The 21,011-nt window shown below is 70.0% G+C and carries 24 protein-coding genes; 4 read left to right on the top strand and 20 right to left on the bottom strand.

All coding sequences use genetic code 11. The features are described 5' to 3' along the window. Positions 1 to 32 precede the first annotated feature (32 nt). Together FL344_RS07500 and FL344_RS07505 are read left to right on the top strand one after the other, a co-directional pair. Positions 33 to 1,406, top strand: a complete 1,374-nt coding sequence (locus tag FL344_RS07500; RefSeq protein ID WP_228558011.1) for a YhjD/YihY/BrkB family envelope integrity protein — start codon at positions 33 to 35, stop codon at positions 1,404 to 1,406. 125 nt (positions 1,407 to 1,531) lie between these two features. Next, positions 1,532 to 1,885, top strand: a complete 354-nt coding sequence (locus FL344_RS07505; RefSeq protein ID WP_011555596.1) for an HU family DNA-binding protein — start codon at positions 1,532 to 1,534, stop codon at positions 1,883 to 1,885. 11 nt (positions 1,886 to 1,896) lie between these two features. Here the strand turns inward: FL344_RS07505 and FL344_RS07510 are convergent, their stop codons facing one another. The 11 genes from FL344_RS07510 to FL344_RS07560 all read right to left on the bottom strand — a co-directional run bounded on the left by FL344_RS07510 (position 1,897) and on the right by FL344_RS07560 (position 10,804). Continuing rightward, entirely contained in the window at positions 1,897 to 3,963 is a 2,067-nt protein-coding gene (locus FL344_RS07510) for a flagellar biosynthesis protein FlhA (protein ID WP_141618029.1), read from the bottom strand. Continuing rightward, positions 3,960 to 5,009 carry a flagellar biosynthesis protein FlhB gene (locus FL344_RS07515; RefSeq protein ID WP_141618030.1) on the bottom strand — a complete coding sequence of 350 codons (1,050 nt, stop codon included), beginning with the start codon at positions 5,007 to 5,009 and terminating at the stop codon, positions 3,960 to 3,962. The genes FL344_RS07510 and FL344_RS07515 overlap by 4 nt, the downstream gene beginning before the upstream one ends. Continuing rightward, complete coding sequence (locus FL344_RS07520) at positions 5,006 to 5,800, bottom strand: EscT/YscT/HrcT family type III secretion system export apparatus protein (protein WP_141618031.1); 795 nt, start codon at positions 5,798 to 5,800, stop codon at positions 5,006 to 5,008. Before FL344_RS07520 ends, FL344_RS07515 begins: the two co-directional genes overlap by 4 nt. Beyond that, positions 5,797 to 6,066 (bottom strand): flagellar biosynthetic protein FliQ, encoded by a 270-nt coding sequence (locus FL344_RS07525; protein WP_141618032.1) that lies wholly within the window; start codon positions 6,064 to 6,066, stop codon positions 5,797 to 5,799. Before FL344_RS07525 ends, FL344_RS07520 begins: the two co-directional genes overlap by 4 nt. A 4-nt stretch (positions 6,067 to 6,070) precedes the next feature. Beyond that, a complete protein-coding gene (sctR, locus tag FL344_RS07530; RefSeq protein WP_141618033.1) occupies positions 6,071 to 6,802 on the bottom strand; it encodes a type III secretion system export apparatus subunit SctR in 732 nt (243 codons plus the stop codon). Then, a complete protein-coding gene (locus FL344_RS07535) occupies positions 6,799 to 7,221 on the bottom strand; it encodes a flagellar biosynthetic protein FliO (protein ID WP_228564849.1) in 423 nt (140 codons plus the stop codon). Before FL344_RS07535 ends, sctR begins: the two co-directional genes overlap by 4 nt. A gap of 8 nt (positions 7,222 to 7,229) precedes the next feature. After that, positions 7,230 to 8,375: a type III secretion system cytoplasmic ring protein SctQ gene (gene sctQ, locus FL344_RS07540; protein ID WP_228564850.1), complete on the bottom strand. Its 1,146-nt coding sequence runs from the start codon at positions 8,373 to 8,375 to the stop codon at positions 7,230 to 7,232. A gap of 147 nt (positions 8,376 to 8,522) precedes the next feature. Beyond that, on the bottom strand, positions 8,523 to 8,906 hold the full coding sequence (locus FL344_RS07545; RefSeq protein ID WP_228564851.1) for a hypothetical protein: 384 nt from the start codon (positions 8,904 to 8,906) through the stop codon (positions 8,523 to 8,525). A 115-nt stretch (positions 8,907 to 9,021) separates the two neighbouring features. Beyond that, entirely contained in the window at positions 9,022 to 9,825 is an 804-nt protein-coding gene (locus FL344_RS07550) for a flagellar M-ring protein FliF (protein ID WP_141618037.1), read from the bottom strand. A 10-nt stretch (positions 9,826 to 9,835) separates the two neighbouring features. Continuing rightward, complete coding sequence (locus FL344_RS07555) at positions 9,836 to 10,321, bottom strand: ATP-dependent helicase HrpB (protein ID WP_141618038.1); 486 nt, start codon at positions 10,319 to 10,321, stop codon at positions 9,836 to 9,838. A gap of 15 nt (positions 10,322 to 10,336) precedes the next feature. After that, complete coding sequence (locus FL344_RS07560) at positions 10,337 to 10,804, bottom strand: hypothetical protein (RefSeq protein WP_141590799.1); 468 nt, start codon at positions 10,802 to 10,804, stop codon at positions 10,337 to 10,339. A 224-nt stretch (positions 10,805 to 11,028) separates the two neighbouring features. Between FL344_RS07560 and FL344_RS07565 the strand changes: the two genes are divergently transcribed. After that, a complete protein-coding gene (locus FL344_RS07565) occupies positions 11,029 to 11,355 on the top strand; it encodes a PilZ domain-containing protein (RefSeq protein ID WP_194863028.1) in 327 nt (108 codons plus the stop codon). Positions 11,356 to 11,367: 12 nt separating this feature from the next. Here the strand turns inward: FL344_RS07565 and FL344_RS07570 are convergent, their stop codons facing one another. Beyond that, positions 11,368 to 11,775 (bottom strand): response regulator, encoded by a 408-nt coding sequence (locus tag FL344_RS07570; RefSeq protein ID WP_141590801.1) that lies wholly within the window; start codon positions 11,773 to 11,775, stop codon positions 11,368 to 11,370. Between the two features lie 905 nt (positions 11,776 to 12,680). Here FL344_RS07570 and FL344_RS38940 point away from each other — a divergent pair. After that, positions 12,681 to 12,977 (top strand): tetratricopeptide repeat protein, encoded by a 297-nt coding sequence (locus FL344_RS38940; RefSeq protein WP_255508176.1) that lies wholly within the window; start codon positions 12,681 to 12,683, stop codon positions 12,975 to 12,977. An 18-nt stretch (positions 12,978 to 12,995) separates the two neighbouring features. Here the strand turns inward: FL344_RS38940 and FL344_RS07580 are convergent, their stop codons facing one another. The 8 genes from FL344_RS07580 to FL344_RS07615 all read right to left on the bottom strand — a co-directional run bounded on the left by FL344_RS07580 (position 12,996) and on the right by FL344_RS07615 (position 20,988). Further along, positions 12,996 to 13,364 (bottom strand): hypothetical protein, encoded by a 369-nt coding sequence (locus FL344_RS07580; protein WP_225909466.1) that lies wholly within the window; start codon positions 13,362 to 13,364, stop codon positions 12,996 to 12,998. A gap of 105 nt (positions 13,365 to 13,469) precedes the next feature. Then, positions 13,470 to 14,180, bottom strand: a complete 711-nt coding sequence (locus FL344_RS07585; RefSeq protein ID WP_141592645.1) for an SH3 domain-containing protein — start codon at positions 14,178 to 14,180, stop codon at positions 13,470 to 13,472. After that, on the bottom strand, positions 14,177 to 16,066 hold the full coding sequence (locus FL344_RS07590; protein WP_141618040.1) for a BatD family protein: 1,890 nt from the start codon (positions 16,064 to 16,066) through the stop codon (positions 14,177 to 14,179). Before FL344_RS07590 ends, FL344_RS07585 begins: the two co-directional genes overlap by 4 nt. Beyond that, positions 16,050 to 17,060 (bottom strand): tetratricopeptide repeat protein, encoded by a 1,011-nt coding sequence (locus FL344_RS07595; RefSeq protein WP_141618041.1) that lies wholly within the window; start codon positions 17,058 to 17,060, stop codon positions 16,050 to 16,052. The genes FL344_RS07590 and FL344_RS07595 overlap by 17 nt, the downstream gene beginning before the upstream one ends. Then, on the bottom strand, positions 17,057 to 18,118 hold the full coding sequence (locus FL344_RS07600; protein ID WP_141592642.1) for a VWA domain-containing protein: 1,062 nt from the start codon (positions 18,116 to 18,118) through the stop codon (positions 17,057 to 17,059). The genes FL344_RS07595 and FL344_RS07600 overlap by 4 nt, the downstream gene beginning before the upstream one ends. Then, positions 18,115 to 19,125 (bottom strand): VWA domain-containing protein, encoded by a 1,011-nt coding sequence (locus tag FL344_RS07605; RefSeq protein WP_011555616.1) that lies wholly within the window; start codon positions 19,123 to 19,125, stop codon positions 18,115 to 18,117. Before FL344_RS07605 ends, FL344_RS07600 begins: the two co-directional genes overlap by 4 nt. After that, entirely contained in the window at positions 19,100 to 20,110 is a 1,011-nt protein-coding gene (locus tag FL344_RS07610; protein ID WP_141592641.1) for a hypothetical protein, read from the bottom strand. The genes FL344_RS07605 and FL344_RS07610 overlap by 26 nt, the downstream gene beginning before the upstream one ends. Then, positions 20,107 to 20,988, bottom strand: coding sequence for a DUF58 domain-containing protein (locus FL344_RS07615; RefSeq protein ID WP_090490236.1), 882 nt, complete (start codon positions 20,986 to 20,988; stop codon positions 20,107 to 20,109). The genes FL344_RS07610 and FL344_RS07615 overlap by 4 nt, the downstream gene beginning before the upstream one ends. Between the last annotated feature and the right edge of the window lie 23 nt (positions 20,989 to 21,011).

Genomic DNA, 21,011 nt, shown 5'->3' on the forward strand with positions numbered 1-21,011 from the left:
CCCTGGCGCGGCCGGGCCACTTGAGGGAATCGGTGAAACTGACGCCCCTGCCGTGGCTCCGTCACTTCCGCGAGCGAGCCACCCGGCTCTGGGCGCCCCTGCAGCACACGCCCGTGGGGCTGTTCGCGACGGACACCCTCCTGGCCGCGAAGACGGTGGCCCAGGGCTTTCGCGGGGAGAATCTCCGGCTTCGGGCCGCCGCGCTGACCTACGTCAGCATGTTCTCCCTGGTGCCCCTCCTGACGGTGGCGCTCGTACTGCTGACCGCCTTCCACCAGGATGAGTTCAAGGAGAAGCTGCGCTTCGTCGTCAGCGAGGTGCTCAACCCCGGGGTGCGCGGCAAGTCCTCCCAGTTCCTCGACCGGTTCCTGAATCCCACGCACACCGTCGCCATTGGCAGCGTGGGCTTCCTGGCGGTGCTCCTGTCCGCCGGCTCGCTGTTGCGGCAGCTCGACGGCGCCGTCAACGAGCTGTGGGGCATCCGGCGGCAGCGGCCGTGGCGCATCCGGCTGCTCATCTACTCGGGCCTCCTGCTCGTGGGCCCCTTCTTCCTCGCGCTGTCCTTCTCCGGGACGGGCAAGGTCCGCGTCTTCCTGCAGAGCCACGCGCCCTACGCCAGCGCCTTCATCCTGCTGGGCACCACGCTCGTCACCGTGGCCAGCCTCACCCTGCTCTACTACTGGACGCCCTACGCGCACGTCCGCGTCCGGTCCGCGCTCGCCGGAGGACTGGTGGCCGGCCTGGGGTGGACGTTCGCCAAGCAGGTGTACGCCGCATTCGCGGAGCGCAGCTTCCAGTACAACCCCCTCTACGGCTCGCTCGGCGCGCTCCCGTTGTTCCTGGCGTGGGTCTACGTGAGCTGGCTGTTGGTGCTGTTTGGCGCCCGGCTCTCCTATGCCGTGGAACACACCGCCTTCCGGCACTCCCTCTTCGCTTTTGGAAGCCACCCGCGCGCGCACGAACTGGTCGCCGCCCGTGTCGCCCAGGAGGCCACCCTGGCCTGGGTGGACGGACTGCCGCCTCCCTCGCCGCGCGAGCTGGCGACGCGGCTGCGCGTCCCCGAGTCGCTGGTCCACGAGGTCGTCGACCGCATGGTGGCCGCCGAGTTGCTGGAGCGCCTCCGCAAAGGGGGCCTGCGTCCCGCGAAGGACCCGGCTGCCCTCACGCTGGCGGACACAACGCTCGCCGTGCACGGTGTGATGCTCACCGGCGGCGCGGAGGGATGGAACGGGCCCCGGGCGCCCGGATTCGAACAGATGGAGCCCATCTTCCAGGCAGCTGACTGCGCCGGTGTCGACCTGCTACGTCGCACCCGATGGCTGGACCTGGTGGTGCCGCTCCGCCCAGGACTTGCCGAGCCTGCTCCCGCTCCACCACCCAGGGTGGCCGCAGGGGGAAATCCGTAGCGTTTCTGGGTGGTTGGAAGCTCACCCTGCTTGCACGAAGGATGTGTTCTGTTATGTTTTCAGGATTCGACCACGGGCCAGAGCGCCCTGTTTCCAAGGGGTCACCGGGTTTGCGGGAGCGTCCGATGCTCAAGTCCGATCTGATCAACATCCTCGTGGCCAAGAGGGGCGTGACGCAGAAGCAGGCTGAGGCCACCATCGAGACGATTTTCGAGTCGATGAAGGATGCCCTCTGCCGCGGCGAGAACATCGAGATTCGCGGGCTCGGTGCCTTTCACGTGAAGAACTACCAGGGCTACCAGGGCCGCAACCCGAAGACGGGACAGGTCATCCCGGTGAAGCCCAAGCGAGGCCTGCTCTTCCGCACGGGCAAGGAGCTGCGCGACCGCGTGAACCGTCCGGCGCCCCAGCAGGCCCAGACGGAGCTGCCCCCGCTTCCCGAAAGCAAGGGGCCGGGCAACACGGGCACGGGGCTCTAGGCCCACCTCCGTCAGCGCCCTACCGCCACCGGCGACAGCCGGCCGATGGGGCGAATCTGGAGGGCCCCATCCAACTCGCCATAGGTGAGCACCGCGACGTCCGGGAACGCGCCCTCGCACAGTCTGCGCAGAGGCCGCCGGACATCCGGAGCGGTGAGCAGCACCGCCCGTCCCTCGGTGGCCACCTGCCGCACGCCTTCGAGGATTTCCGCCACCCGCTCCGGGTCGGGCGCCAGCCCTCGCGGGCCCATGCCGCGCAGCACCTCTTCCACCTCCGGGTCCACGAGGTACGCGTACAGCGGCCCAGTGGGCGCGAACTTGTGGCTGAGGTACCGCCGCAGCGCCTGCCGACAGCGCTCCGCGAGCGCGACGGCATCTCCTTCCGTCGTCGGCGACACCAGCGCCTCCAGGATGGCTCGCAAGTCCCGGATGCTGACGCCCTCTTGGAGCAGCTTGCGAAGCACGTCCGTGAGCAGCGGCAGCGGCACCTTCTGCAGCGCCTCCTTCACGAGCACGGGCGCCTGCGCCTCCAGTCCCTCCAGCAGTCCCTGGACGTCCTGCAGCCCCAGCAGGTCCGCGGCGCGGACACGCAGGATGGCGCGCACATGGTCCGAGACCAGCTCTCCCGGACGCCGCAGCGGCACTTGCGCCGTCTCCAGCAGGACCCGAGCCGACTCCGGAATGCGGCTGATGACCTTCCCGCTCGAGGGCTCCGTCGCGGCCTCCGCGCTCACCTGGAGGAACGCCAGTTCATCCGGAGGCGCCAGCGCGTAGAGCGCCCCCGGCAGCACCTGCCCTCCACCCGCCGGGACTTCGTCCACCAGGACGCGATACTCGCCCGGGCCCAGGTAGGCGGCCTGCGTGCGCACCCGGATGCCGGGCACCCGAACCCCCAGTTCGAAGAACAGCTCGTCCCGCACGCCGTTCAACGTCTTGTGGACGAAGGCGGCGCCTTCCGCTTCGGCCAGCACCGTCAGGTCAGGCGCCAGGTCCAGCGTGAGCGGGGAGACACCCACGGGTGACGCGGCACTCTCCGGTGGGGCTCCAGCCGCGCCAGGCGCCACACCTTCCGCGGGCGCGCCTGCTTTCTCTTCGACCTTCGAAACACCCGCGCGGCTCAGCACATGGCCAAGCCCACCCAGGCCTCCCGCCAGCAGAAGGAATGTCACGTGCGGCATTCCCGGCATGAGGGCCAACGCGACGCACAGACCCGCCACCACCCAAAGCGTCCGCGCCTCTCCGAAGAACTGGGCCCCAATCTCCGCCCCCAGCGTGTCCTCTTCCTTCTCCGAGGCGACGCGCGTGACGACGAGGCCCGCGGCCACGGCGATGCACAGCGAGGGAACCTGGGACACCAGCCCGTCACCAATGGCGATGAGCGCGAATGTCGACGCCGCCTCGGCCAGGGGCATGCCTCCCTGCAACACACCAATGACGGTTCCTCCGAGCAGGTTCACGGCGACGATGACCAGGCCCGCAATCACGTCCCCCTTCACGAACTTCATCGCGCCGTCCATGGCGCCGAACATCTGAGACTCGCGCTCCAGGTCACGCCGCCGGCGCCGGGCTTGCGCCTGGTCGATGGCGCCCGCGCGCAGATCCGCGTCGATGGACATCTGCTTGCCGGGCATCGCGTCCAGCGTGAACCTCGCGGACACCTCCGCCACCCGCTCCGCGCCCTTCGTGACGACCAGCAACTGCACCAGCGTGAGGATGGCGAACACCACCGCGCCCACAACGTAGTCGCCCCGGACGACGAACTCACCGAAGGCCTGGATGACGTCTCCCGCGTGCCCCTCCGCGAGCGCGAGCCGCGTGGAGGACACGTTGAGCGCCAACCGGAACAGCGTGGTGAACAGCAGCAGCGTGGGGAACGACGTCACCTTCAAGGCGTCCCGGGCACGCAACGCGGCCACCAGCAGGGCCACCGACGCCGCCAGATTGACGGCGAGCCCCGCGTCCAGGAGCCATGCGGGCAAGGGGATGATGAGCGCGCCCAGGACCGCGGCCATGGCGATCGCCAACACCACGTCCGAGGAGTTTCGGGCCTTCAGCAATACCTTCATGAGGGGGTTCATGACGTCTGTCTCCGTGGATGGCCGTCCAACTCCCGCGCATCCATCGCCGTGCGCAGGACGACCGCCGCCGCCTGGTACAGCTCCTCTGGGATGGGCTCGCCCACGTCGTAGTGGATGAGGCTGCGCGCCAGCGGGATGTCCCGCACCACCGGAATGCCCAGTCGGCGGGCCTGCTCCCGCATGGCGAGCGCATCCCCTTCCCGGGCCTTGGCCACGAGATAGGGCGCCTCACATTCGTCGACGTCGTAGCGGAGCGCGACCGCGATGTGCGTGGGGTTGACGACCACGGCGGTCGCCTTTTGCACCCCGCGTGCCGCACCGCCCTGCGAAAGCTGGCGATGCAGGGCCTTCCGCTGCCCCTTGTGCCGGGGGTCGCCCTCACTCTCCTTGTACTCGCGCTTCATCTCCTCGCGAGTCATCATCAAATCCTTGATGTGGCGCCGCCAGGCCAGCGCGTAGTCCCCCACGCCCAGCACCACCAGCAAACAGGCCAGGCGGCTCGCGAGTCCGGACACATGCGCGACCACCAGGCTCAAGCCCTCCGTACCGCCCAGCCACGCGGTCTTCATCCCATACGGAGCGGCCTCCTCCACATCGCTCCAGACGAGCGCCCCCACCAGACAGACAATCAGCAGCGTCTTCGCCAGTTCCACCCAGGGGCGCCAGCTGAAGAGCCGCTGCATGCCCGCCACGAGACTGATGCGCTCCAACTTCGGCTCGACATGCTGGAGGTCGGCTTCCAGGCCCACCGTGGCCACGGACACGAGCAGCGCCGCGGCGAACGCGCCCCCCAGCACCGGGCCACAAAAACGAGCGGCAATCCAGAGTCCTTCCTGCCACGCCCCAAGGGCCTGCTGTCCCAGGAAGAGGTGCTCCGTCCATGCCTGGAGCCGTGCCATGCCCACTGGCGCGGCCTCCGTGAGTCCAAACAATCCACCCGCCGTCACCGCGCTGGCGTTCAGCAAGCGGCTGCGGGGAATCTGTCCTTTGCGCCGTGCTTCACGAAGGCGCTTCGCGCTGGGCTTCTCTGTCTTCTCCCCACTCACCGCGCCACCTCCCCCAACAGCGCCAGCGCGCCTTCCACGGACAACACGCCCGCCAGCAGCCGCTCACACAACACGCCCGTCCCCAGCCACAACAAGGCGCCCCCACCCAGAATCTTCAGCGGCGTCCCCACCTCCTGAAGATTCACCTGCGGCGCCGCTCGCGAGGCCAGGCCCAGGAAACAGTCCACGGTCAGCACCGCCGCGGCAATCGGCGCCCCCACCGCCAGCCCCGTGGCCATGGCCGCGCCCGCCAGCAGAACGACATGCAGCGTGGCTGCCTCGGTTGGAACGAAGGCGCCGAGCTTCACGACGCCGAACCCACGCAGCACGCTGGAGATGACGAGCGGCCACATGCCACCGGAGACCACCAGCGCCACCAGCAGATGGTAAAGCCCCTCCCCTGCCGCGGACTCACGGCTCCCCGCCAGGGGCAGACTCGCCTCGGCGGAGGTTCCACGAAGCAGGTCGATGAAACGGCCCCCCATGCGCGCGGCATCGAAGGGGAGTGCCGCGACCAACCCCACGGATGTCCCGAAGAGCAGCTCGCGAATCACCAATCCGCCCAGGACCACCGCGGACGGCACAGGCGCATCCAGCGCCACGCCCGCCTCCACCCGGAGGAAGAGCGACAGGGACAGCACCAATGCCAGGCGGACCATCGTCGGCGAGGCCTGTCCTCCCAGTAGCGGACACAGGAACGTCATGGGCAGCAGCCGCGCGGCACACAGCGCCACCACGATGATGTCCGGCCCCAGTGACTCGAGCCAGGCGCGGAGCGGCTCCAGATTCATGCCGCGACCTCGGAGATGAGCATCAGGAGCTGGTGGGTGAAGCGCGTGAGCTGCCCGGCAATCCAGGGCCCGGCGAGGACCAGTGCAAGGACGGCCGCGCACAGCTTGGGCCCCACCGACAACGTGGACTCCTGAAGCTGGGTGGTGGCCTGGAAGAGGCTCGACAAGAACCCCACCACCAGGCTCGCGCCAATGGGCGGCAGCGACGCCATCACCATCAACAGCAGGGCCTCACGTCCCAGGGTAAGGAAGAAGTCCTGGGTCATGGCATCACCGGTAGCCGAGGATGAGGCCCCGCGCGAGCAGCGACCAGCCATCCACGGCGACGAAGAGGAGAATCTTGAAGGGCAGACTCACCTGGCTGGGTGACAGCGTCTGCATGCCCAGCGCGAGCAGCACGTTGGCAATCACCATGTCCAGCACGAGGAACGGGAGGAAGACGAGGAAGCCAATCTGGAAGGCTTCCTTCAGCTCGGTGATGACAAAGGCCGGAATGACGACGAAGAGGTCCGTCTCCCGCACCGCGTCCATCTCCTCCACCGGACGTAGCTCGCGCGCCAGGTCCACGAAGCGCGCGCGCTCCTCAGCGCTCCCGTGCTTGACCAGGAAGGCGCGCAGCGGCTCCGACACACGGCTCGCGGCGGAGAGCATCTCCGCGCCGGAGCCCGACGCCACCTGCGCGTAGGCCACCTGCCCCGCGTCGTACATGCGCTCCATCACCGGGGCCATGATGTGCCCGGTGAGCACCGCCGCCAGGCCCGTGAGCACGATGGTAGGCGGCGCCTGCTGTGTGCCCATGGCCGAGCGGGCCAGTGACAACACGACGGCAATCTTCGAGAAGCTCGTCAGCATCAGCACCGCGAACGGCAGCAGCGACATCACCGCGAGCATGCCCATCATCGACAGAGGGCTGCCCGCGTACGACATCCGCGACAGTGAGTTCTCCGCCGCGGCGGCCGCGGCAGGAACCAGCAGGAGCGCTCCCAGCAAGCCGTGGCTCATGGCCCCTCCCGCCGGCCCCGAATCGTGCGGGACCTGGGCATGGGCCGCCGGGCCTGCGCCAGAACATGGCCGAACTCCGGCGCTGGCGCTGGCGTCTCGCGAATCTCCGCGAACGCGTCGCCGAAGGCCACCAGGTAACTGCGCCCATCCACCTCCACGAGCGCGACACCGCACCGTTGCGACAGCCCCGCTCGCGATACGATGTTGAGCCGTGGCGCCGTGGCTTCGCCCGCGACGACAGCGCCGCGCCAGTGCAACCACCATCCCAGCGCGGCCAGCGCCACGACGCCCAGCAGCCACCGCGCGGCCACCATGGTGGACACCCCAGCCACCGGGCCCATCACCGCCAAACCCAGCACCAGTGCCCCCGCCAACAGCAAGCGCGAGCGCGGCGAATGAACGAAACGCTGTGCATTCATGACGGGACTCACGGCAGCAGCGCCAGGACGCGGGCTCCAACCTCGCCCTCGATTTCCACCAACTCGGCGCGGGCCACCGCGCGGTCTCCCACGCGCAGCACCACCGGCTCGCTGGCGTTGATGTGCAGGGGAAGCAGCGCGCCCGGCTTGAGCGCCGCGAGCTCCGAGAGGGGAATCATCACCCGCGTCAGCTCGATTTCCACATCCACGGGCAGCGGAGGCATGCCCTCCTCCTGCTTGTTCACGGCCACCATGTCCGACTCCTGGGGAATCCCGCGCCCCTGCGCGCGGGTCAGTGAAAAGCCCTCGGCGAGGAAGTCTCCCGAGAGCGCGAATCCGCGCGTCACCAGCCGCCCCGGCCCGAAGAGCTGGCCGGCCTGCTTGCGCACACCTTCGAAGACGACGACGTCCCCCACCACGAGCGCGTCCAGAGCGTTCGCGGGCAGCGGCGTCTGGCCTACGAGGCACCGGGCCTCCAGCGAGGCGGCCAGCACCTCTGGCGCGATGCCCGGCGCACGCTCCACCGGAAGCGCTTGGAAGACCGTCTGGACCACCTGTGACGGCAGCAACAACCGCGCGCCCGCGCGCGACTCGCCCACGCTCACCATCACCTCAATGCCAACCAAGGGTTCGCGAGGGTCCAAGCGCGCCACCACGTCCGACCTGGACATCGTCACGCCCACGAGCCGTGGACCGAGCCACGGGTATGCCCCGCCCGCCGCCCGCACCGCGGAGAGCGCGACCAGCAGGACATAGGCCAACGTCGCCTCTTCCAACCGGGCCAACTCCGTCACCACGCCGGGCCGTTGCCCCGCGCCAGCGATGCGCTCCAGCCCCATGAAGGCGAGCGCGGGCTCCAGCTCCAGCACCGCCGTGCCTCCCACCGCCGACAGCTCCAGCAGCGCGAAAATCGCGGGCTCGCCCAGTCCAACCGAAGGCGAGACGACGGACTCCAGGAAGCGGGCCTCCGCATGCACGGGACAGCCGAGTTCCCGAGTCAGGGCCGCCATCACCGCGTCCAGCGCCTCCCTTCCAAGGCCCCCAGCCTGGGGCCGCTCCGCGAGCACGAGGTGCGCCCGGGTCAGCCGGCGCGCCCCCAAGCGGCGCAGGGGGCGGACCTTCCGGCTGGCGGCGTGTTCGATACGGGTCTTCATCGGTGGCTCCGCTGCTGCATCGAGACGCACTCCTCCCGTGCAGGGCCCCCGCCAGGGGCCGGGCTCGTGGAGTCGCGGGGTTGGGAAGGCATGGCATCCGCGCGCGGGACGCCGGGTACGCGGGCCGGGACGGCGCCGATTACAGATTCAGCGCGTGGCCTCGCGGATCAAGCGGTCGGCCAGTGCCCCCAGCGCGGGAGGCACCTCTGTCGCCTGAGGTGCCAGACTCGCATCGGGAAACAAGGTCCGGTGGTACGGAGGCAGACGCCGGAAGATTTCCCGGCGAAGCATGGGAGGCGCGTCACTCATGAGGCGCCTCAGCCGAGCAGCGGCATCAGCTCGCTCCCCGAACTCCACCGCCACCTTCGCCTGTCGCTGCGCGGAGGGCAGCGCGGACAGACGCTTGAGGTGCTCCCGCGCACGCACCGCCGATTCCTCGCCCAGTTCGCCCAGCAGGGTGCCCGCCCGCTCCCGCCCCAGCACCCACGCGACGAGCGCGAGGCGTTCGAATGGAATCGGCAAGGGGCCCATGAGCCGGGGCACCTCCTCGGTCGGTGCAGTGGCCCGGACGGACGCGGAGTTCCGGCTTGGCCGAGGCTTGCGCCCTACGCGTGTCGCATCCATGCGTTCGCTCTCCATGGACACCTCACGCCACCTTGCGCGCCGGTCCCGGTGACAACACGGGCCGCGCGGGTCCAGGCGGCGCAGACGGAGTCGGTGTCCGGTCGCGGTAGTGCCGCATCCGGAGCGTCACCAGCACCAGCGCCACCGACAGCCCCGTCACCATGAGGCCCAACACGGCCAAGAGGGCACGCAGTCGGGTCAACGGAGACACGCCCAACTCTGTCGGAGCCTCCACTCGGGTGGAGACCTCGTCCACCAACAGCGAGACGGCTTCCGGCGACAGGCCCTCCACACCACCCGCGAGGAGGACCTTCAACGTCTCGGAGGATTGCCGCACCCGTGCCGCATTGCCCGGCGCCACGCGAAGCATGGCCGATGCCTTCGATGGCCCCGGGGCCTGTCCCACTCTCGGCGGCGCGGGCACCACCAGGTGGACGCGCGCGAGCAGCACCCCTTCCACGGATTGGAGCGTCTTCTCCAGGCTCCGCTCCATCACCCTCACTCGGCAGACGCTCTCCTCCACCGGCGTGCGCACCAGCCCGCCACCGCCGAAGACGTCACAGCCCACTTCCTCCTTCGGCCTCGGCAGCCCCAGCTCCGACAGGATGCGGACCGCGTCCGAGGCGTGCTCGTCCGCCACCTCGATGGACCACGTGGGCTTCTTGCCCGCCTCGGGGACCTTGCGCGCGTCGAGCCCTCGCTCGACGAGCACGGATTGAAGCTCGTTGGCCTGCCGCTCATCCAGACCATGCTGGATGCGCTCGCGGCAGGCGGTGACGCTCACGAGTAGCACGAGGAAGAAAGCGCGACGGAAATGCAAACGCATCGGGTGCTCCTCAAACCTGGGTCTGGAGGACCTGCTTGACGCCGCCGGTCGCCTTCTCGACGACCTTGCCGGCGAGGTCGAGCTCCTGGCTCGCCCGGTAGACATGGGCCTGCAACGCGAGCAACTCCGCGGGCGTGAAGCTGCGGCCGGACTGCGCCAGCTGAAGGATGTGGTCCAGTCGCTTTTGCGCCTGCCCCACCCGATCCAGCACCTGCGCCGCCTGCTGCGCTCTCGCCGCCTGCACCGAGTCCACGCGAGTGCCCGGCTTCACGTCCGCGCAGCCCGGCGCGGCGGGCCCCACCCCTTCGGCCCGGGAGACACCCCGCGGCGCCGCCGCGGGCGCGGGCTTCGGCGGCCCCTCCGTGGCCACCGGAACCCCAGTGCCCTTCGCAGGCCCCTGCACCTCGTCCAACACCTTGCTGAATCGCTCCCGGCTGGGCTCCACCGCGGGCGGCGCGCCCGCTCCCCCCACCGGCCCCAACGTGTCCATGGCCATGGCTGGTGTCGCTCCTCAGCGGATGTTGTTGATGGCCGCCTTCGCGGAGTCGTGGCGGACCTTCATGATGTTGGAGACAGCGGTGTGCTCGCGGCTCTCCTTCTGCATCTCGTTCTGGAGCTGCAGGTAGGCCATGTTGAACTTCTGGCCCTCCGCGGCGAGCACCTTCTGCGCCTCCAGCAGGTCCCACGCCTCCTGGTTGCCCGCCGCGGCCCCCGCGCCCGCCGCGCTCCCCGTATCCGCCGTCGCGGGCATCCCCGCCCCCGACGTCTTCGGTGCCACCGCCGACACCACCGTCTTCACGCTGGAGACGGCCGCGCTGACGATGGGCCCCCCCGGAATCATGCCGCCCACCAGGCCCGCTCCCGAGCGCACCACCTCGTTCGCCGCGCGCGCCAGCACCGTGCCGAAGTCGTTCTGCGGCGTCTGACGCGGAACCGTATGGGTGATGGTCAGTGTGGGAATCCGACTGTCATTGGACACGGGCAGCCTCCTGCGGAGAGTTGCCCGGCCCTGTTTCAGCCGCCGTGCCAGGGATAACCCCCGGCAATCCCAGGCGTTGAGGCACCACGGCGGGTCCGGAAGCGCTCCGCGGACCGGGAGGAGCGTCCGGGAGGCTGGACGGCGGCCCTGGCTGGAAACTTGCGTCCGCTCCGGAGTGCCTCAGAGTTGTTGCACCCTGTCGTGTGGAGAAGAGGAGAAACCCGGTGCGGACGACCGATGGCGGCCCCCAGATTGCCGAGCGCTTTCACCCGCGCGTCGACGCCAACCTCCCCGTGAAGGTGCTCCTCAAGGGACGCTCGGTGATGGTTCGCGCTCGGGACGTGTCCATGGCGGGCCTGTTCCTGATGGCCCACCCGGCCGACACTGCACGGGAGCTCACCATCGCGGTGCCGCTGCCCGGCGACCGGGAAATCGTCACCACCTGCCAGATTCGCCGCCGCGAAGTGGACGGAGTGGCGCTGGAGTTCGGCGAGCTGGACTGGGACGACCTCATCGCCCTGGCGCGCTTCCTCCATCCGCGCCTGCCCTGAAGCCCGCCTGACTCAGGGCAGCTCCGGCTTCGGCCCCGCTTCGCGCAGCCGCTCCACCAGCGCCATCAGTTCGGCGCCCCGGAAGGGCTTGTGGATGTAGCCGTCCGCCCCCGCCTGGGTGGCGCTCTCCATGTCGGAGCGCTTCGCCTTCGCGGTGAGCATGTAGAGCGGCACTCCCGCGGTAACGGGGTCTCCCTTGAGGATGCGGCACACGGAGATACCGTCCAGTTGCGGCAGCACCACATCCATCAGGATGAGGTGGAACGTCTGGCTCTTGGCCAGCTTCAGGCCCTCCAGCCCCGTGGCGGCGCACACCACCTCCACGGTGCCGTCGCTCAGCATGGAGCGAACCAGCTCCCGGATGACCGGCTCATCCTCGACGAGAAGGATGTGGAAGGGTGCCTGGGAATTGCCAGCCATGGTTCTCCGGACGCAACACGATGCCAATGCCACCCGCCGCGCGCGGTATAGCCCTCCGGGGCGTAGCCGCACCAGGGAGGATGCAACGGATTGTGCAATGGCACCCGTCTCCCCCATACGTAAGTCGGACACACACTGGATGCCTTGCTTTTTGATTAGAAGGGCTGACAGGCGGGCGTAGCCAGGGTGGGCACGGCCCCGTCCAACACGGCCAGAAACCGGGCGCTATGATGACCCTGGAATGGCCGCGAAACCAGAATGCCCCGAGTGCCGGGCGACCGTGGGTGGAAACGACTTCCAGTGCACGCAGTGCGGGTTGCTGCTGGACCCGCAGCAGGCCAGCGGGGAGTACGTCATCACCGAGCCCACCATCGTCCGGGCGCTGCTGTCCCCGCCTCAGCGCACGCGCACCATGGAGCTGCCAAGGCCCCCGCCCCAGCGCCCCACGCCGCATGACCTGGCCACCGCGCGCTTTACAGTGCCCATGGACGCGCACACCGTGCCGCACCTGCGCGCTGGGTTGGACATCGCGCTCCAGCCGCTCCACCCCTTCGAGGCGCACATTGCTTCGTTCATCGACGGGGACCATGCCGTGCCGGACCTGGCCCGGGCGGCACGGCTGCCCGAAATCGAGGTGAAGGTCGTCCTCAAGGCCCTGCTGGAGCGCGGCGTCGTGGAGTTGCACCGCCTGCCCGGCGCACCCGCCATGCGCACGATGACGGACGAGCTGCCCATCCTGGACGGGCAGGACTTCCTCGTGCCAGAGCCCATGGCACTCGGGGACGAGGAGCCGCCCGCGCGGCCGGTGCTCGCGATGAGAGCAGCGCACCGCCCACCGCCCACCGCGCACCGTCCGGCGGCTCGGAATCGAGCCAGGGTCGGCGGAGGACTTCCTCCAGCGCGCCGTGCGGTTAGAGCGCGAGGGCCAGGTGGACCGGGCCATCGACGTGCTCACACGCGCCATTGCCCAGGCGCCCGAAGCCGCGGTGCTCTACAGCAAGCTGGCCCTCATCCTGGTTCACCAGCGCAAGGACTACCGGCGGGCCGTGGAGTTGCTGGAGCGCGCGGTGGCGCTGGAGCCGAACCATCCCGTCTTCCAGCAGAACCTGCTCAAGGTGACAGGCCTCGCGGCGGCCTCCCCCGGCCCTCGCAAGGAAGAGAAGCGCGGCCTCTTCGCGCGCCTCACGGGCCGCCGGAGCTGACCGGCGCCGGGCCGGGGCTCATGTCCAGCCGCCCTCCAGCAGCTGCTCCGCCTCCTCGAGAGAGAAGGCCAGGTAGGCCTCGTGCCCCACGTTCCGGCTGCTGCGCTGGAATCGCACCGCCGCCATCGCGGAGCGCCCCACCACGCGCACCACCCGGCGAAAGCCGCGGACCCGGGCCGCTTCGACGACGCGCTCAATCTGCCCCGAGCCCGACTCCGGGAGCTCCGTCACGCCCGTCAGGTCAGACAGGATGTCGAAGCCCGGCCGGAGCCGCTCGAGCTCGCGCAGCGACGCATCTCCAATCTGGAGCGCTTCCTCCTCCGTGACGACACCCCAGAGGCGGATGACCAACCGGTTCTTGCCAACGAGTGCCTCGACCGAAAACACAGGGCCACGACCTCCTGGCATTACCTGCTATCCCTCCGGAGGCAGTCTACCCTCTGAATGGCAGGCATTTCCAGGTTTTCGCGTCCCGACACTCTGCGTATGGCCTCAGATTTCGGCCACGCCTTCCCGCTCGGCCCAGCCTTCCAGGCCGTTGGGCAGACGGATACGGACGAAGCGGCCCGTCTCTTCGAGCAGGCGCACCTTGAGGCCGGCGTGCACCTCGAAGATGGAACGGGCGCCGGGCTGAGGCAGTTCGCGCGCCACCAGCGTGGGGGCCAGCACCACGGCCTCGTGCACCGTGGCCCCCACGTAGGCGTGCGTGGCCACCAGCAGCCCTGACGGCACCGCCACCGCGAAGAGCAGGACCGCCAGCACGCCCACCGCCGTCCGCCGTCCCCGCCCCAGCAAGCGCCAGAGCAGCACGAGGACGAAGGCCGCCACCCAGGTGCCCAGGAAGGTCCACGCCACCACCGGGCCGTCCGTGGCCGCCGCGACGCGAGGCAGGAAGGCGTCCTCCGCGGTGGCGCCCACCACCTTGTCCACCTGCCGCGCCCGGGCCACGGAGAGGTTGGCTTCCAGGTCCGGTGCCTGGCCCCCTTCCTTCCGCGCCTGCTCGAGCGCCAGCACCGCGCGGCCCAAATCCCCCTGGGCCAGGTGCGTGGTGCCCAGGTTGTAGAGCACGTCGGGGCCGCCCTGGCCGTTCGCCAGCAGCTTCTCGTAGCCCTCCTTGGCCGCCGCGTAGTCCTCATTCGCGTAGGCTTCGTTGGCCTTGAGGAAGATGTCCTGCGCCTCTTCCGGCGTGTAGTAGCCGCTCACGCCCAGCCCTCCATGGCCGCCGCGGCGGCATCCATCACCTTCTGTCGCTCGGCCGGGTCACCCCCGCCGCCGTAGCGCCCGAAGTCGCACGCCTCCAGCACGAAGAGCACCTTGGCGCGCCGCTCCGCATCCGCGCCCCCCGCCGTCAGCTTCTCGGCGAGCACCTCGCGGGTGAGGCCCACCACCGGCATGCCCAGCCGCGCCTCCAGGAAGCCGTGCAGCGCCTTCTCCACCTCGCCGTAGAAGGCCCCCACGTCCCCGCTGGCCTGGAGCTTCTCCGCATCCGCCAGACGCTTGCGCGCGGCCTTCGCCTGCTGACGCCCACGCCCCGCCTCGGAGCGCAGCGCCAGCCGCCCGCGCACGCCGCCCATCAGCGCCACGCCCAACAGCAGCCCCAGCGGGGCCAGCACCGTCGGGACAAAGAAGCCCCGCTTCCACACGGGCACGCCCGGCGCCTCGAAGCGGGCCTGGTAGCGCACCGGCCGAAGGCCGCCCGCCGTCAGCACGTTCTTCTGCTCGTTGGCCTGGTCCGATGAAGCCTGAGGCGACCCCGAGGCGATGGACGATGCCCCGCCCGCGCCCGCCTCCACCGTAATCGTCACCGGGTCGGTGCGCGCCACCTCGTACTTGCGGGCGCGCGGGTCGAAGTAGGTGAACTCCAGCGCGGGCAACGTGAAGCTGCCCGTGCGCTGCGGCATCACCAGGTACTCCATCACCCGCCGGCCCTGCACACGGTGGCGCTGCGGCGACACCTTGTCCGTCGTGGTGGGGTCATAAATCTTGAGCGCGGCGGGGCCCTTCAGCGCGGGGGGCGTGACGTTCTTCACGTTGCCCACCCCTTCCAGGCTGACCTTCACCGTGACGGGCTGGCCCAGCGCCACGCGCGTCTGGGACACGTCCATGGACAGCCGCCAGTTGCCCACGTGCGCGTTGGGCATGTCCTCCGGCCCACCGGGCGGCAGCGGCTTCACCTTCACCTTGAGCGCGTTGGACACCCGGTGCACGCGGTGGCCGGCGAAGAGGAAGCCGGTGGTGATGTCCGCCTCCGCGGGGGTGATGGACAGCGTGCCGGACTTCACCGGGAAGATGGCGCGGCGGCGCAGCAGGTAGGCGCGGTACGGGATGCCGTCCACCACGCGCTGCTCGCCCGACAGCTGCGTGGGGCTCTCCACCTCTTCCGTCCAGAAGCCCTCCAGCTTGGGCATGGTGACGGCGTCCACGCTGGACAGGTCCACGCGCGAATAGATGTAGAGCGACAGCGTCACCTGCTCGCCCACGTACACGTTGTCCCGGTCCAGGCTGGCGCGCAGGAAGAGGTCGGAGTCCCCCCGGGGAATCGTGGGCCGGTCCGGCTCCATCATGTCGCCGAAGGCCTCTTCCATCTGCTGCATCTGCGACTGGATGCTGGAGAAGGGGTCCGGCTGCCGGCCACCGCCACGTCCCGCCTGCCCCGGGGACGGCGCACCGCCCACCCGGCCGGCCTTCACCGTCAACTCCACGGGCTGCGTGCGGTACGTCTTGCCGCGCACCGTGATTTGCGACGGTGGAATCTTGAGCCGCCCCGCGCGTGTGGCCTGCATCACCAACACGTGCCGCGTGACGTCCTGGATGACGGCGGGGCCACCGCCCGACAGGGAGATGGAGCGCTGGCTGCTGCGCGAGCTGGAGAGGATGGAGAAGTCGTCCGACTCCGGCAGCTTCACCTGCGCGTTGGCGGGCGCATCCACCACCACCACCGTGAGGCGGAAGGTGTCCTCGGTGCCCACCTCCGTACGGTCCGCCGTCTGGTAGAAATCGAGGTCATCCGAGGCCGCCCACGCTGGCGCGGTGGCCAGCAGGGCGAACACGGCGAACACCACGCCGAGGGCGCTACCAGTCCTTCTCATTCGGCTTCCTCTGCTTCTTCTTCTGCTGGAACCGCCAGAGCTGGAGGTTCTTCTCGTTCTGCTTCATCGCATCCAGCAGGCGCTCCGCCTCCTGCCGATCCAGGTCCGACTGGCTGGAGCCACCGTCCGCCTCGGATTCCTCCGAGTCTTCTTCTCCCGCGCTGCCGCCGTCGCTGCCACCGTCCTGGGGCTCGCCCTCTCCGTCGTCCTGTCCACCATCCGCGCCGCCGTCCGCGCCCCCGTCGCCCTTGTCCGGCGGGCCCTGCTCGCCGCCGTCCGCGCCTCCGTCGGAGCCGCCGTCGCTGCCACCATCCCCGTCGCCACCGTCGGCACCGCCGTCCATGCCGCCATCGCTGGCGCCACCATCCGCGCCGCCGTCGGCACCGCCGTCCGAGCCACCATCGGTGCCACCGTCCTGGGGCGTGCCGCCGTCGCCCTTCGTGCCGCCGTCCTCGCCGGCATCCGGGCGCCCACCGTCACTGCCGCCGTCGTTGCCACCGTCCGTGCCGCCATCCTGGCCCTTGTCCTGCGGCGGCGGCAGGTTGCGCAACACCACCTCGTAGTTGTGGCGGGCCTGCACGTCCTGCGGGTCCAGCGTGAGCGCGCGCCGGTAGGCCTTTAGCGCTTCCTGCCGGTCTCCGGTGGTCGCATGCAGGTTGCCCAGGTTGTACCAGGCCTTCTGCCGGAGGTCGGCGCGGTTGGACTCCGTCACCGACTGGAACAGCGCCTTCGCATCCGCGATGCGCCCCAGCTTGGCCATCGCGTCCGCGCGATTGAAGTCCACCGTGACGTCGTTGGGGCGCTCCTTCTTCGCGGCCTCGAACGCCTCCAGCGCTTCCTCGAAACGACCCGCCGTGTACGCCTCGCGGCCCTGCTCCACCAGCGGGTGGCCGCGCTCCAGCGGCCCCGCGGCCCACACGGGCGACGGCAGCGCCAGCGACGTCACCAGGCCCCACGCCAGCCACCGCGCCGCGCGCGTCCTCGCGGCGCTCATGGTGACGACCTCCGGCGCGACGACGGCAAGAGCAACATGCCCAGCGCCAGCAAGGCCAGCCCCGGGATGGCGAACGACTGGAAGCGCTCGTCGTAGCGGACCGTCACCCGGCTCTCCAGCTCACTCTTCTGCATCTGATCGATGCGCTCCACCACCTGCGACATGGCCACGCCACGGGGCTGGAAGTAGAAGGTGCCCCCGGTGGCCTCGGCGATGGCCGTCAGCCCCGCCCGGTCCAACCGCGTAATCACCGTCTCCCCCGCGGCGTCCTTCTTGTAGTCCACGAACGCGCCGCGCCGGTCGAAGACGGGGATGGGCTCACCGGACTCCGAGCCCACGCCCACCGCCAGCACCTGCACGCCCGCGTCCTTCAGCGCCTCGGTGGCCTCCGCCACGTCGCCCACCAGGTCCTCGCCGTCCGTCAGCAGGACGACCACGCGCTCCTTCGAGCCGCGGTCCGCGTTCTCCAGCACCTGCCGCGACAGCCGCAGCGCCGCGCCCACGTTGGTGCCGCCCTGGGGCATCACCTCCGGGTCCACCGCGCGCAAGAACAGCTTCACCGCCGAGTAGTCCGACGTGAGCGGGGACTGGATGAACGCATCGCCCGCGAACACCACCAGGCCCACGCGGTCGCCCTTCAGCTCGTCCAGCAGCGTGGTCAGCTCCAGCTTCGCGCGCTCCAGGCGGCTGGGCTGGATGTCCCGCGCCAGCATGGACTTGGAGGCATCCAGCGCCACCACCACGTCGATGCCGCGCCGCTTCGTCAGCTCGCTCTTGGTGCCACACTGCGGCTGCGCCAGCGCGAAGCCGAAGAGCGCCAACCCCAGGCCGTACAGCCCGCCCTGCGTGGCCGGACGCCACACCGACACGCCCGGCGTGAAGCGCTCCGCGTGGCGTTCATGCAGCAGCGCCCGCACGCGCGAGCGGCGCCGCAGCGCCCCCACCAGCGCGAGCAGGCCCAGCATCATGCCCGCGAGCACGAATAGCAGGAAGAGGGGCTGCGCGAGCCCCGCCTGGTAACCGAGCACGGTGAAGCGCCAGGGTTCCACGGGCGTCACGGGAAGACCCTCAGGAAGGAGGCGCGCAGGAGCAGCTCCAGCGCGGCGAGACCGAAGGCGGCCAGGAGGAAGGGATGGAACTCCTCGCGGTAGGTGGCGCTGGCGCCGCCCTCCATCAGCTTCGAGCGCTCCAACGAATCGAGCACCTTCTGGAGTCCCTCTCGCAACTGCTCGGGGTCGGTGGCGCGGTAATACTCGCCGCCGGTGCGGTCCGCGATGTCCTGCATCAGCTCCGGGTTGATGGGAATTTCCGTGTCGCGCCACACGGTGTTGCCGAACAGGTCCGTGCCCTGCGGGAAGGGCACCTTGCCGCCCTTGCCCACCAGAATCGTGTAGATGGGCACCTTCAGCGCCTGGGCCATGTTCGCCGAGTCCATGGGCGAAATCTTCCCGGAGTTGTTGTCGCCGTCGGTGATGAGCACCACCACCCGGCTCTTCGCCTCCGAGTCCCGCAGGCGGTTGAGGGACGTGGCCAGCGCGTCGCCAATGGCCGTGCCGTCCTCCAGCACGCGCGTGCGCAGCTGCTTCACCACTTCCTTCAGCACGCCGTAGTCCAGCGTCAGCGGCGCCTGCGTGTACGCCGCGCCCGCGAACACCACCAGGCCGATGCGGTCGTTCACCCGGTTGGCGATGAACTCGCTCAGCACTTCCTTGGCGACGTGCATGCGGTTCTGCGGACGGAAGTCACCGGCCTCCATCGACGTGGACAGGTCCAACGCCACCACGATGTCGATGCCCTCCACCGACAGGTCCCGCACGCGCGAGTCACGCACCTGCGGACGGGCGATGGCCAGCACCGCCGCCGTCACCGCCGCCACGCGAAGCAGCGGCAGCAGCGGCAGCAGGTACGCGCGGAAGCCTCGGCCCCCCCGGGCGAAGACATGCGCCGCGGAGAAGCGCAGCGTGGCGCGGGCACGCCGCTCCCGCCAGGCCTGCCAGAGCAGCAGCGGCACGAGCAGCAGCCCCCAGAGCGCCTCGGGGTTATTGAACGCGGGGAGCGGCGGCATTGTCGGGAGCCTGGGGCGGCGGTGGCGGAACGTACGTCGTGTCGATGAGCGAGTAGCCGAAGGCCAGCGCGTCGCGGCAGGCGTCAGCGGAGGCATCCGCGCGTGCGTACTTCACCATGTCCGACTCGGACACGAAGCGCATCAGCTTGTCCTCCGGCAGCCCCGGCGTGGACATGCGCCGCAGCGACGCCATCAGCTCGGAGCTGGTGCACTCCAGCGCCTCGAAGCCGTAGCGCTCGCCCAGGTAGCCCCGGACGATTTCGGACAGCCGGAAGTAGAAGTCCTTCACCCGGCCGCGCGAGGGCAGGTCCTCCGCCTTCAGCGCGTCCAGCGCCTTGCGGGTGCGCACGTCCAGGGGCAGCGCCGGCACCACCTCCACGTGCTTGGGCCGGTTCCTCCACCAGCGGAAGAGCACCCACGCCAGCAGCGCCGCGGCCAGCACGCCCAGCACCGTGAGCACCAGGCGCCACGAACGGATGGGCACCTCCTCCGGCGGCTTGTAGTCGAAGAGGTCCGCGCCCTGCCCCTCCGCGTCCGGAGGCAGCGTGGACGTCACCTCCACCGTGCGGCCCGGCACCGTGAACGCCTTGGGCCCCTCCGGCGTGGCCACGTCGAAGGGCAGCGCCGGCACCGCCACCGAGCCCAGGGCGAAGGCGGACATCCGCACCCGGAACGTGGTGGTCGCAGAGTCCGGCCCGTCCTGGCGCTGGCGCGTCTGGTCCAGGAACTCGAAGTCCCCCGTCTCCTGGGGCACCTTCAGTTCGTAGCGGTGGTCCTTCGGGTGGGTGATGACCACCTCGTAGACGAAGGGGTCACCGATGCGGACCTGCTCCGGCTCCAGCCGCACGGACAGGTTCCGCGGTTCGACCTGCTCCGTCGTCGCGGCTGCCGGTGCAGGGGCCGGAGCCTGGGCCCACGCCGGAGCCGCCACCACCAGCGCCGCCACCACGAGCCACACCGCCAGCAAGGGGATGAGCCGGTTCATGCCGCCATCCTCCGGGCCCGCGCGCGGAAGAAGTTCGCCAGCGCCTTGCCGTGGTCATCACCCGCGCGCAGCTCCACGTGGTCCAGCTCCAGCTTCTTGAACAGCTTGCGCCGCTCGTCGCGCGCGGCCTGCATGGCCCGGGCGAAGCGGCCCCGCACGCGCGGGTCGCTGGTGTCGACGACGAAGCGCTCGCCCGTCTCCGGGTCCTCCATGTCCACCAGGCCCAGCCGGGGGAAGGCCTCCTCCAACGGGTCCGCCACCACCACCGGCACCAGGTCGTGCTTGCGCCCCACCAGCCGCAGCGGCTTCTCGTAGTCGTGCGCCTGGAAGTCGGAGATGAGGAACGTCACCGCCTTCCGCTTCGCCACCCGCGTCAGGTAGTTGAGCCCCGCGGCCAGGTCCGTCCCCCGCCCCTGCGGCTGAAACGTGAGGATGTCGCTCACCAGCCGCAGCACGTGCGTGCGGCCCTTGCGCGGCGGCACCACCTTCTCCACGCGGTCCGAGAAGAGGACGAGCCCCACCCGGTCATTGTTGGCGATGGCGCTGAACGCGATCTGCGCCGCCACCTCCGCGGCGATCTCCGACTTGGTGCGCTCGCGCGAGCCGAACTCCTTCGACGCGGAGACGTCCACCACCAGCATCACCGTCAGCTCGCGCTCCTCGGTGAAGACCTTGACGTAGGCCTCATCCATGCGCGCGGTGACGTTCCAGTCGATGATGCGAATCTCGTCACCGGGCTGGTACTGGCGCACCTCGGAGAAGGCCATGCCCCGGCCCTTGAAGACCGAATGGTACTGGCCGGCGAGCATGTCGGAGACCACCTTGCGGGTGCGAATCTCCAGCTTGCGAATGCGGCGGATGAGGTCCTTGGGAAGCACGGGGCGCCTGGCGGGCTCGAGGA

This window comes from Myxococcus sp. AB036A, from assembly GCF_006547355.1.
Lineage (GTDB): Bacteria > Myxococcota > Myxococcia > Myxococcales > Myxococcaceae > Myxococcus > Myxococcus virescens.